Genomic DNA, 10856 nt, shown 5'->3' with positions numbered 1-10856 from the left:
GCGTCTGCAATGACGCTGTTCCCCGGAGTCAGTGAACCCAGACCATTTCCAACCCCTACGCCCTCCAAATAATATGCATCCGTGCAGGATGTATTCGCGTGTCCCATTCCAACAGTGGCACCTGTATATTTTCCGCCGGAGATGAAAGCTACATTGTAGGTATTGACAATCGTCGTATTTGCTGTACTGCTATTGGCCTGCCCAGCAATACCCCCGGCGCCACCGGCAGTCGCTGTTTCTGCAGTAACATTCCCTTGGTTGTAGCAGGCAACAATACTTTTCCCCATCATATAGCCGGCAATACCGCCCGCTCCGGCGTTTTTGCTTGTAACTTCTCCTTGATTATAGCAAAACGCAATGCTGCTGCCAGAACTGGACATCCCAACAATACCGGCAACATAACTCCCCGTATTCGTTGTTGTCTTAACGGCGCCCCTGTTCCCACATTGAGTAACCGTTCCTTTACTCATGCCGACAATACCGCCGATGTTGTTCTTACCGGATACTGCAGCAATATTGATGCAGTTTTTAACTGTGCCACTCGCTTCCAGATAGCCAGCAATACCGCCGACATTTCCCGCTTGAGTGCCCAGGTCGACCGTACCTGCAACCGTCAGATCCTGAATCGTTCCCGTTACGGTATCAAATAAGCCGTAGCGCTCACTGGTCGTTGTAAACGTGATTCCACCGGAGAGCGTAATCATATGTCCCCCGCCGTGGAAGGTCCCGGCATACGGCTCGCCTTTTAATCCAATTGGACTCCACGCTTTTGTAACGGTAATATCTTCCGTCAGCACCGCATCCAACGCAGCTTCCCCGCTGTTCACCCGCTGTGCGAAGCCAAACAGCGCATCTTCACTGTCAATCGTTACAGTCTCCGCCGCTAACGTTGTGCCGGGGAGCATCCCCAGCACCATGACAAAAACCAGGAATATAGAGAATACCCGCTTTTTCAATCTTGGCCCTCCCTTGTTTTCGCTTCATTGTATATATGCAACCGCATCGCTGCGGGTAACTTTCGCCTGCGCTTGACCGCAATCACCCGGAAAGACACGCCCGTTTTGATTGTATTCCGAACAGGGGACTATGCTTTGTATAACAAAGCATAGAAGCGGTACCGCTTCATAAAAAATCCGCACAGCATACAACGGCTGTGCGGATTTGCGTATCATGAATCCACAGCCTCCGGTGTAGGCGGAGACGTAAGAACCAATGCTCATCGTATCTGACTTATCCTTTCCAGGAAGGTATCACAGTGACCCACTCGCGGGGAATCTCACCCCATTCCGGTTCCGGGACAACGCCCGGGCGCATTGGTCTTTTTATTCAATTTTCTTTTCTATCATATCACTGTTTTCCAAATGTGCAAGGGAGTGCAGGCAAAAAATTGGACTTTTTCTGCTGCTTCCTCTTAATGCGTACTTTCCAGCCCTATCGTACAGGTAATCATGATCATATGAAACTGGAGCGTGTTTTTTCCCATATCGTCATAACCACCGGCTAAACCGTAATCTCATTAAGATAGCCACCCCAACGAGACCGCTCCCGGGAGAGAATCTCGGAGGCGGTTTCGTAAACACATGCATCAGAAAAGAGGACACGGCAAAAGCGCGGAGTTTCCTCCGCGAAAAACGAATGTGAAATAACCTCAAATCATCCGGTACTGAAAACTGGTCGGGCGCTTCACACGCATATTCCCCGGTTTTTGCCGGCTAGGCCGGATGGGAAGCAGGAACTTTGCAATCAGAGACTCCACTTTGGCCGCAGGAACAAAGCCAGGCAGGCACTCCCGTGCAATGTGAGCGGCGAAAGCGGCGTTAATGTGATAGACATGGGTGCCTTCCGGCTGGGTAAAATTTGAAGATCTCGAAAATGCCGAACATCAAAACTACGGTACAACGCTGTCAAAATATCTTGCGCCGAACATAATCGTTGCTCTTGCCATTTACTTCAGATTTCGAAATCTTTATTTAGATAAAGGTGACAAAACATGCATGGCAAGAACACTATGCGATCTGGCCAATAAATATGACTTCAACTACAAAGAAGCAAGCCGTGTTCTATCAACCTCAAGCAGCTTTCCGATTGCCTTGAAAAATCTGTTTGGCGTGGAAAAGCCCGCGGAATCAAATTATCAAATCCGTACTTCTTACCCCAGGCTTTTAAGCAATATGCTTTCCTGCGTAAAACAGGCACCATTTTCACCTGCACCACAAACTGCCGTCAGCTATCAGCGCAATGAAAATTTCTTGATGCGCTGTATTCCAAAAAAGCTTTGTGGCAATCATCAATATGAATTGTCTGATCTGGAAGAATTCTACCTTCTGGAACGACTCTTCCGTTTAGACTCCAAGCGTTACCTGTTCAAAAATTACTTTTCCATTCCCGATATTGCCTATCCTTTGTCGCCCCCTATAGTAGCGGATATTCTTTTCCATTCGCCCATCGTTTTTTACCCTGCGCAGGATTTCTTGAACAGCGGCCTCCTGTGTAGGGAGAGTAAGCAACAAAAAAGCACGTTTGTATTTCGTGCAAATTTCCTGCATTCTGTCTTTCAAATAGATAGCTTTGCGTTTCCGTTTTGTTTTTTACTTATGTGCGGTTTTCTCCTGAACCGTCCATCTGCACAAGTATTGGACGATCTTGCCAAATCAAAATGGCTGTCTCCAGGAATCCAGCCGTCATCGCTGGGTTTAAACCCTTCTCGATTGGAGACCTCACAGTATGCAGATATGCTCGCTTGCTTTTCTGAGCCAGGAAAATTTGATCTTGCAAGGCGCTCTATCCGCTCTTTAGAGGAAGTCAAGCAGCTTACTTTTGAGCAATATGATACTCCTTCAGCCGATGTCATGCGCCTTATGCAGTCGTTTATCTTATCGGAGGGAGAGAAACAAGCCATCGGACTAAATGCGCTTTATGAAGATGGCGGAGAATACAAATTCAGCAAAATATGTGCACCCCGCAATTAGTTATAAACGAAGCCATAATCATTATTCGCTGAAATGTTTCCGTAAAGTAGACTTGAATTATGCCTCCTGCCATCTTCGATAGGCTGGGCAGTGCCAGTCAACCGAGTTGACTGGCACTGCCCAATTAGTCTAATTGCATGAATTGTTCCAGCGATTGGGCGCTGATGCGCCAACTACGCCCTACACGAAAACCTTTCAACTCACCCGTATTCAGAAGAGTATACATCGTGTTCTTCCCGATATTCAGAATATCCATTACCTCCATCGGTGTGAAGATCCCCGGTAATTCGTTCTCAGAGTCATTCCCTGTAAAATACACAATCAACGACCTCCCCATTGCAAATTATCTTATTGTTGCACTCGTTTGGTTTTTCTGTCCTCGAAAAATGTATATTATTCCCATGAAATCCCGTAGAACTGGCCGATGTCGAGCATTGGCCAGCCCTACGGGATTTTCTGTTTGCAGGGGACAGAGGCGCAAGCATTACTTAAAAAACAAGGCAAACCATCCCAAAATCGGCTTTGGGGGAGAAGGGGGTTATGCGATATGCTGTATACGCTGTTGGCCGTTATCCGGGCCGTTCTGGCGGAGTTTGTGGAATACCTGCTCCACAGGCTCTGTACTGCCTAGGGAAAAGAGAAGCAAACAAGGGCAATTTCAATCAGAACAGCGGCCAGCGGGACACGTTTATTGAGCTCCTGCTGGCCGCTGCCGCCGCTGTCCTCTGCATCTGTATTGATTTTGCAATGAAAGGACGAGACTAGATGAAACCTGAGACCTTTATTTGCTCTGTCTGCGGAGACGAGCACCCGTTGCGGGAGCGGATAGTCCTGGACGGCCAGGAGCTCTGTGACGACTGCTTGGACAGGGAGACCCACATCTGCCATGTTTGCGGGGAACGGCTCTGGCAGGACGACAACGCGGGGGACGAGGATACCCCGCTCTGCCGGAGCTGCTATGACCGGCATTATACCAACTGCGTCCGCTGCGGCGCGCTGCTGCATGTGGACGAGGCATACTATTCGGAGGATGATCCGGGAGAGGAAGAGCCTCTCTGCTACAGCTGCCATACCCGCTCGTCCCACGGAAAGGGAATCCAGGACTACTACTATAAGCCGGAGCCGGTTTTCCATGGAGCCGGAACCCGTTACTTTGGGGTGGAGCTGGAGATCGACCACGGCGGGGAATGCCACAGCCATGCAGGGCAGCTGCTGGAGCTTGCCAACCGGAGCGGGCCCCTGGCCTACTGCAAGCATGACGGCTCCCTGGACGACGGCTTTGAGATCGTCACCCATCCCATGACCCTGGACTACCACATGGAGCACATGCCCTGGGCCTCCGTCCTGGCACGGGCCCTGGAGCTGGGGTATCAGTCCCACATGGCCCGTACCTGCGGGCTCCACATACACGTGAACCGGACGGCATTCGGAGATACGGAAGAGGAGCAGGACAGCTGCATTGCCCGTATCCTGTATTTCTTCGAGCGCCACTGGGAGGAGCTTCTGAAGTTCAGCCGCCGGACGGAAAGCCAGCTCAAGCGCTGGGCCGCCCGGTACGGCTATAAGGAGCAGCCGATGGAGATCCTGAACCACGCCAAACGCGGCTATGATGGCGGGCGCTATTCCTCAGTCAACCTCCAGAATCGGGACACCATCGAGTTCCGTATCTTCCGTGGAACCTTAAAGCTCAATACCCTCATCGCCACGCTGCAGCTCGTCAATCGGGTCTGCGACGTGGCGATTACTTTCACCGACGATATGCTGAAGGCCATGCCCTGGACAACCTTCGTCTCAGGGGTAACAGAGCCGGAGCTCATCCAATATCTGAAGGAGCGCCGCCTCTATGTCAACGAACCCGTGGAAGGGGAGGTGGAGTACTGATGTGCTGCCTGTTCGGCATGCTGGATTCGGAGAACCGCTTTTCCGGGAAAGAGAAGTCCGGAATGATTTCCATCCTGGCCGCCGCGTGTGAGGCCAGGGGCACCGATGCCGCCGGGATTGCCTACCCCTATGACGGGAGGCTGTGCATCTATAAACGCCCCCTCCCGGCTCACAAGCTGCACCCCAGGATCCCCAACGGCACAAGGGTGGTCATGGGCCACACCCGGCTTACCACCCAGGGAAGCGAAAAGCACAACTACAACAACCATCCCTTTCCGGGCCGTGCCGGGGATACCTCTTTCGCCCTGGCCCACAACGGCGTGCTCTATAACGACCGCGCCCTGCGCCGCACTCACCGCCTGCCCGGCACCAGGATTGAGACGGACAGCTATATTGCCGTCCAGCTCTTGGAGCAAAAGCGAGCCCTCGACTTTTCCAGCCTGAAATACATGGCGGAACAGGTCGAGGGCTCGTTTGCCTTTACGGTGCTGGACGACAGGGAGAACCTCTACTTTGTGAAGGGGGACAACCCCCTCTGCCTTTACCATTTCCCCAGGACAGGCGTTTACCTCTATGCCTCCACGGAGGAGATCCTGAAGTGTGCGCTTGCCCGGCTGCGGCTGCGCCTGGGGCCTCACGAGCGGATACGGTTGGAGGCCGGGGATATCCTTCGGATCAATGCCGGAGGGGTTCCCATGCGCTCCGACTTCCGCTTTGTGTGTGATTACACCCCCTGGTGTTTCAAGGGGCTCTATTCACCGCAGAAGTCCTCCAGAAGCGGGCTTTGTACACCGGAGCAGGAATACCTGGGCGAGCTGAAAGCGGTGGCCTCGTCCTTCGGCTACGCGCCGGAAGACATCGACGCTCTGCTGCTGCGGGGGTTCAGCACGGATGAACTGGAGGAGTTTCTTTACTGTGGAGAGCTTTGAGGTTCAGCGTGTGGGCACGGAGCAGATACGGAAGGTCATCGCCGGGTATAGACCCAGGGGGCTCTTTCTGGCGAGGGAAAACGGGAAATGGGTGGCTGTGGACAAAACGACGGGCGGCGCCTGGACGGAGGAATTCCACCGGAAAAGAATGGCCATCCGCTGGCTGAGGGGAAAGGAGAACGTATGAGGGTATTGATTGTGGAAGCGGGGAAAGCGCCCCGAGCAGCAGAAATGGAGGACGCTCTGTCCGCGCTTCAGGAGGTGGTGGGCGGTACAGTCCAGGCCGTCTACCCCTTTGAAGAGCGCGTGGCGCTGATCTGCAACGACGAGGGAAAGCTGCTGGGCCTGCCGCTCAACCGCTGCCTGAGAGATGCGGACGGAGAGGTTTACGACGTGATCTGCGGAACCTTTCTCCTGTGCGCGGCCCCGCCGGAGAGCGAACACTTTGAGAGCCTGACACAGGCGCAGGCGGAGTATTACACGGAACGCTTCCGCCGCCCGGAGGTATTTCTGAAGGGAAACGGGCAATTGCAGGTCATAGCGCTGGACTAGGCCGGCGTGTGTGCCAATAGGGCGTACCCCAGCGGCACAGCAAAAAAGTGTCCCAATAGAGCCGGTTTCCCGGTTTTGGCATGTGCCATTTCCAGGGCCGGTCCTATTGGGACATACTCACTCTGATTGAGCGGCAATCACGGTAAGACAGTACTGCTGCAAAGCCGGGATGTCATCCGTAATAATTTCCCAAGTGGTTTCGGGATCAACTGTGCCGTAGCTGTGCGCCACGATATTCCGCATAGCCTTGATCTGGCGCCACGGAATAGAGGAGTGCCGGGCGCGGAATTCCTCCGTCAGCTTGCCCACCAGTTCTCCAATCTGCAAAATGCAGAGAGCGGCGGCATTTCGATAGATGGGATCGGTGCTGAAAGTTTGGTAGTCGTCCCCAAAGCGGTCAACCGTTTCCTGTATCTGCTGACAGTAAGAAACGATGTGCTCCAAGACGCTGATGTTTCGGTCAAGAGGCTTCATACAATAATACCTCTTCGTCCTGGATAGAGTTCAAAAAGTGCTGATCCAGACTGGTGGTGGGAACCAAATCCACGGGAACGCCCAATGAATCCTCCAGGTCAAGCAGGAGCCCGGCCAATTGAAAGCCGCGGATTTCCCCCTTGTCAATGCGCAGATCGATGTCGCTGGCCTCTGTCATCTCTCCGCGGGCATAGGAGCCGAAGAGGTAAACCCGCTTTGCGCCATACTGCCGTGCCAGGCGGGATACAATATCACGGATCTCATCCAATGTATAGGCTTTCATAGAGAATCCCTCCAATCCCGAAGCCTTTCTCCGATTATAGTATACCAATGAACGATTTGATTTACAAGCAGGAGATGATCCGGCATGAAAATTGGTTATGTGCGGGTAAGCACACAGGAACAGAGCACTCTGCGTCAGGAAGTAATGATGCAGGAGCTGGGCGTGGACGAAATCTATATGGACAGGGCCAGCGGCAAGAATACCGACCGCCCGGAGCTGAAAAGGATGATGGAGTATGTGCGCCAGGGGGATACCGTCATCGTGGAATCCATCAGCCGCTTTGCCCGGAATACGAGAGACCTGCTGGAGCTGGTGGAGCGCCTGGGGGAAAAGCATGTGGAGTTCGTCTCAAAAAAGGAGGCCATTGACACCACCACGCCAACCAGCAAGTTCATGCTGACCGTGTTCGGCGCGGTGGCCGAGCTGGAGCGGGAATATATCCTGCAGCGCCAGCGGGAGGGGATCGCTCTGGCGAGGGCGCGGGGGAAGTACCGGGGCCGCAAGCCGATTGAATGCCCCGAGCTGGAGCGCATCGCCTCACGGTGGAGGGCGGGGGAGATTTCCGCCCGTGAGGCGATGCGGAGGCTGAACATGAGCCCCAGCACCTTTTACAGGCGCGTCAAGGAGATATAGAAGGCGTCCTGAGAGGGCGGGGCCATGCGTTTCCGGTATGCATGGCCCCGCCTTTCTCCTCTGTTTATTTTTTTAGCGCCCATCAACATCCTTTTAATAATCCAATTATTAAAAGGAGCGTATTTTTATGGACAGTCAAAAGCTGCATGAGGAATTGAAAAAGAGGCGGTTCGGCTATCAGAAGCTGGATCGGTATCGAGAGACGTGGACGGAAGAAAACGATCTTGAATTGGCCGGATTGTTCAATGAGGGATATGGCATCTCCGAGATCGCGGTCACAATGGGCCGCAGCGAGCGGGCCGTATTCCAAAGGCTCAGTACACAAAAGCGGTTCAAGCAGATGAACCGGCAAAAAAGGGAGCGTCAGGAATGCAATTGCCTATGCGAAAAATGCCCGTCAAAGAATACCTGTGAGAAGAGTAAACCCTCCAAGTGAAAGGGAAGCACAGCGTAGAGCAATCTATGCTGTCCTTCCTCTTATTTTTTTCGGGAAATCTTTGCAGATACATTGCCGCATAGACAGCCGTTGTCCACCCAACATACTATACTTTACCTATCAAGGGTTATCTGATTCAAAGAGAAAGAATTTGTAGACCGGAACGCTCAGCGCGTTGGAGATGTCAAACAGCGTATCCAGCGAGATCGCTTTGGGGATATTAGGGGCTTCCACATGCCCGATAAACGCGGGGGTCCGGTCCACCTGTTCGGCAAGCTGTTCCTGCGTAAGTCCGCGCAGCTTGCGGTAATAGGCTATTTTAAGCCCTAATTCCCGATACCGTTCCTGATGCTCTGCTTTCATACGCGATCACCTCACCATAATATGGTACCCAATCGAGACGCTAATTGACATGTATGGAAAATTATAATATTATATTTAATAGATAGTAAATATGCTTTTTGTGGTCATAAACAGGGAGGATGGAAAGCTATGTGCTATTCTCTCATTTTCCATCGGCGGGCTCAAGCCGTCGGGTCATTTGACGGTTACCTACAAAAAACCAGGACAAGCAGCGGGACCCGGATGCTTGTCCTGGTTTTTTGTAAAGGATGGAGTGGCAATGATGGTAGAGTCAACGATAGTGCCCTTTTTCAGAAGAAAGCCTTTCTCCCTCAGCAACTTTATTACTTGTGCAAACAGCTGTTCCTGCAAACCATTGTGCACAAGGATATTCCGAAAGCGGCCGAGTGTATCCCCGTCAGGCACCTGATTGCCGGACTCTACGCCGCAGAATTCTGAGAATGCACGACTGTCAATTGCCTCGGCAACTGTCGCCTCATCAGACAGGTTATAAAGATTTTGCAGCAGATATAACCGCAGCATCAGTTCCAGATCATAGGGCTTATTTCCGCGCTCCCCCTTGTAGTAGCACGGCTTGATCATGGCAATCCATCTGCCCCAGGGAACAATATGCTCTATCTGCTCAAGAAACTCTTTTTTCTTTGTCCGCACCTGCGCCAGTTCATCGCTCAGGTCCGACAGACTCATTTGTTTATTCATGTCTTTATTTTACCACTTGGCGACATTTTTTGTACACAGTTTTCTGTGCGGTGTTGCCATAACTACGCTGGGACCCGTTTTTTAGAGGTTTCCTAAAGACTGGAGAGGCGCCGCTTACGCGACACCTCTCCCACTAAAACTCAATAGTTCCTACCTGGGGGCTTTTTTGTACTGTCCATACAATCTGGGGCAGTGCAAAAATAATCCATAGAGGGCTTGTGGGTCACGATATGGGGCAAGCGGAAAAAGAGTGATGAATGTCCTGCTTGATGCCTAGCTTACGACCCTGCTTCTTTGACCGAGTAACGTGCGTCACGCGGTCCACATTTGTACGCAAAAACTTGCCCTGGTTCAATCAATCGGGTCGCGGATCTGCAAGTTTTCTAGGGCTTCCGGCTCGACAATTAGGTAAGAACCCTTAGACTGTTTTTTAAGGAATCCCCTGTTACAAAAGGTGTGAAGGGTGCGGAGCAGGTGGCGGTAGCTGGTCTCCAGCAGGTCCGCGCAGAGGGTCAACTTGAAGTGGAACAGACCGTCCCGCTGCATTTCCAAAAGAAAGCCGGCTAGCCGAACCTCCAGGGGTTCAAAATGGGCGGAGCTTTTTCGCACATGGTCGGCCAGCCACTTTGTGGCGGTGCGAAGGAACTTCACGTCATTGAGCAGCATCTCCCGATAGCGGGAGGCGGAGAAGGACAAACAGACACAGGGAGTGATGGCCTGAATATCGTTGATGGTGGGTTCCTGCCAGAGGACGGAGGAAAATCCCATAAAATTGAGCCCTTGAAAATAACATTCACAGTGCAGCTTATCCCTGTTGGTGAGGGTATAGGCGATACACTCTCCTTCCACCAGGATGAGGAAGTCATCCTCCACGAGGCCGGCCGAGCCCATCATCTCCTTGGGCTCGTAGCGCACCAGCGTGGCGGCGGTCATCAGATCCAGAGAGCACAGTTCCTCCAAGTGGTATCGGTCGATGTAGCATCGCATCAGAGCGAGATCCTGTATTTGTTTCATGGCCTTTCTCCCTTTTTCAGCGATTTTGTAAATATTATAACACGCGCCTGGCCTGTGGCAAGGAGAAATCATAAATTCCAACGGAAAATGATTGTAAGAGTACAATACATATTGGACAGTCGAATAAAAAGGATGAAGGAAATGGCCTCATCGGATAAAGTTGAGTTACCACACAACAACTTGATGAGAGGGGGCCATATCCTTCATGAGCAAGCGTATAGCACAGGACATGGCGTATCTATCGGCAATCCCTGATGAAATACGCGGAGAAATACGGCGTCAGCCAAGCCAGCCGGAAGTACAACAAGAGCCGGTCGTACATCTACTTCTGGAAGAGCCGCTGGGATGGAACAGCAGTCTCTTTAGCCTGCCGATCCCGGCGGCCCCATAGTCATCCAAACCAACACACCCAGGCAGAACTGAAGCTGATCCGGAATATGCGCCGCCGTAATCCCGAACTGGGCATGGTGGAACTGTGGCATCGTCTGCGGCTCAGAGGCTACACCCGCTGTCCAGAGAGCCTGTTCCGGGTCATGCGCAAGCTGGGGCAGGCCGAGAAGAAACCAGTCTACAAGCCAAAGCCCTATGAGCAGATAACGTATCCAGGGCAACGGGTACCGGTA

At 52.3% G+C, this 10856-nt stretch carries 13 protein-coding genes and 2 pseudogenes; 9 read left to right on the top strand and 6 right to left on the bottom strand.

Annotation, left to right across the window (positions count from 1 at the left end):
• The first annotated feature begins 98 nt into the window (after positions 1–98).
• Both MR825_RS12365 and MR825_RS12360 read left to right on the top strand, forming a co-directional pair.
• A complete protein-coding gene (locus MR825_RS12365) occupies positions 99–650 on the top strand; it encodes a hypothetical protein (RefSeq protein WP_287880985.1) in 552 nt (183 codons plus the stop codon).
• Positions 651–1835: 1185 nt separating this feature from the next.
• On the top strand, positions 1836–2969 hold the full coding sequence (locus MR825_RS12360) for a hypothetical protein (RefSeq protein ID WP_287880983.1): 1134 nt from the start codon (positions 1836–1838) through the stop codon (positions 2967–2969).
• A 124-nt stretch (positions 2970–3093) separates the two neighbouring features.
• On the opposite strand, the gene MR825_RS12355 is transcribed toward MR825_RS12360, so the two are convergent.
• Positions 3094–3234, bottom strand: a complete 141-nt coding sequence (locus MR825_RS12355; protein WP_287881005.1) for a helix-turn-helix domain-containing protein — start codon at positions 3232–3234, stop codon at positions 3094–3096.
• A 500-nt stretch (positions 3235–3734) separates the two neighbouring features.
• Between MR825_RS12355 and MR825_RS12350 the strand changes: the two genes are divergently transcribed.
• Genes MR825_RS12350 through MR825_RS12335 form a run of 4 tightly spaced genes read left to right on the top strand, consistent with a single transcriptional unit; the run spans position 3735 to position 6331 of the window.
• Positions 3735–4850 carry an amidoligase family protein gene (locus MR825_RS12350; protein WP_287880981.1) on the top strand — a complete coding sequence of 372 codons (1116 nt, stop codon included), beginning with the start codon at positions 3735–3737 and terminating at the stop codon, positions 4848–4850.
• Positions 4850–5779 carry a class II glutamine amidotransferase gene (locus tag MR825_RS12345; RefSeq protein WP_287880979.1) on the top strand — a complete coding sequence of 310 codons (930 nt, stop codon included), beginning with the start codon at positions 4850–4852 and terminating at the stop codon, positions 5777–5779. The genes MR825_RS12350 and MR825_RS12345 overlap by 1 nt, the downstream gene beginning before the upstream one ends.
• Positions 5766–5966 (top strand): hypothetical protein, encoded by a 201-nt coding sequence (locus MR825_RS12340; protein WP_287880977.1) that lies wholly within the window; start codon positions 5766–5768, stop codon positions 5964–5966. Before MR825_RS12345 ends, MR825_RS12340 begins: the two co-directional genes overlap by 14 nt.
• Complete coding sequence (locus tag MR825_RS12335; protein WP_287880975.1) at positions 5963–6331, top strand: DUF3846 domain-containing protein; 369 nt, start codon at positions 5963–5965, stop codon at positions 6329–6331. The genes MR825_RS12340 and MR825_RS12335 overlap by 4 nt, the downstream gene beginning before the upstream one ends.
• A gap of 117 nt (positions 6332–6448) precedes the next feature.
• Here MR825_RS12335 and MR825_RS12330 read toward each other — a convergent pair whose 3' ends face one another.
• A complete protein-coding gene (locus MR825_RS12330; protein ID WP_287880974.1) occupies positions 6449–6805 on the bottom strand; it encodes a HepT-like ribonuclease domain-containing protein in 357 nt (118 codons plus the stop codon).
• Positions 6792–7088 (bottom strand): nucleotidyltransferase family protein, encoded by a 297-nt coding sequence (locus MR825_RS12325; RefSeq protein WP_287880973.1) that lies wholly within the window; start codon positions 7086–7088, stop codon positions 6792–6794. The genes MR825_RS12330 and MR825_RS12325 overlap by 14 nt, the downstream gene beginning before the upstream one ends.
• A gap of 84 nt (positions 7089–7172) precedes the next feature.
• Between MR825_RS12325 and MR825_RS12320 the strand changes: the two genes are divergently transcribed.
• Together MR825_RS12320 and MR825_RS12315 are read left to right on the top strand one after the other, a co-directional pair.
• Entirely contained in the window at positions 7173–7721 is a 549-nt protein-coding gene (locus MR825_RS12320) for a recombinase family protein (RefSeq protein ID WP_287880971.1), read from the top strand.
• Between the two features lie 127 nt (positions 7722–7848).
• Entirely contained in the window at positions 7849–8157 is a 309-nt protein-coding gene (locus MR825_RS12315; RefSeq protein ID WP_287880970.1) for a hypothetical protein, read from the top strand.
• 120 nt (positions 8158–8277) lie between these two features.
• On the opposite strand, the gene MR825_RS12310 is transcribed toward MR825_RS12315, so the two are convergent.
• From MR825_RS12310 to MR825_RS12300, 3 genes and pseudogenes are all read right to left on the bottom strand, one after another.
• On the bottom strand, positions 8278–8520 hold the full coding sequence (locus MR825_RS12310; RefSeq protein ID WP_287880968.1) for a helix-turn-helix domain-containing protein: 243 nt from the start codon (positions 8518–8520) through the stop codon (positions 8278–8280).
• Between the two features lie 207 nt (positions 8521–8727).
• Positions 8728–9207 (bottom strand): annotated as a pseudogene (locus MR825_RS12305) (transposase); the annotation flags it as partial.
• Positions 9208–9570: 363 nt separating this feature from the next.
• Complete coding sequence (locus MR825_RS12300; protein WP_287880966.1) at positions 9571–10233, bottom strand: helix-turn-helix domain-containing protein; 663 nt, start codon at positions 10231–10233, stop codon at positions 9571–9573.
• A gap of 254 nt (positions 10234–10487) precedes the next feature.
• Here MR825_RS12300 and MR825_RS12295 point away from each other — a divergent pair.
• Positions 10488–10856 (top strand): annotated as a pseudogene (locus MR825_RS12295) (IS481 family transposase); the annotation flags it as partial.

Source organism: Lawsonibacter sp., assembly GCF_022777125.1.
GTDB classification, from domain to species: Bacteria; Bacillota; Clostridia; order Oscillospirales; family Oscillospiraceae; genus Lawsonibacter_A; species Lawsonibacter_A hominis.
The sequence above is the reverse complement of the archived record's forward strand: the minus strand, read 5'-3'. Positions and strand labels throughout refer to the sequence as shown.

Bases quoted from the DNA above. Each gene is read 5' to 3' on its own strand.
- MR825_RS12355 (WP_287881005.1), bottom strand. From the start codon at position 3,234: ATGGAGGTAATGGATATTCTGAATATCGGGAAGAACACGATGTATACT.
- MR825_RS12350 (WP_287880981.1), top strand. From the start codon at position 3,735: ATGAAACCTGAGACCTTTATTTGCTCTGTCTGCGGAGACGAGCACCCG.
- MR825_RS12345 (WP_287880979.1), top strand. From the start codon at position 4,850: ATGTGCTGCCTGTTCGGCATGCTGGATTCGGAGAACCGCTTTTCCGGG.
- MR825_RS12335 (WP_287880975.1), top strand. From the start codon at position 5,963: ATGAGGGTATTGATTGTGGAAGCGGGGAAAGCGCCCCGAGCAGCAGAA.
- MR825_RS12330 (WP_287880974.1), bottom strand. From the start codon at position 6,805: ATGAAGCCTCTTGACCGAAACATCAGCGTCTTGGAGCACATCGTTTCT.
- MR825_RS12325 (WP_287880973.1), bottom strand. From the start codon at position 7,088: ATGAAAGCCTATACATTGGATGAGATCCGTGATATTGTATCCCGCCTG.
- MR825_RS12320 (WP_287880971.1), top strand. From the start codon at position 7,173: ATGAAAATTGGTTATGTGCGGGTAAGCACACAGGAACAGAGCACTCTG.
- MR825_RS12315 (WP_287880970.1), top strand. From the start codon at position 7,849: ATGGACAGTCAAAAGCTGCATGAGGAATTGAAAAAGAGGCGGTTCGGC.
- MR825_RS12310 (WP_287880968.1), bottom strand. From the start codon at position 8,520: ATGAAAGCAGAGCATCAGGAACGGTATCGGGAATTAGGGCTTAAAATA.
- MR825_RS12300 (WP_287880966.1), bottom strand. From the start codon at position 10,233: ATGAAACAAATACAGGATCTCGCTCTGATGCGATGCTACATCGACCGA.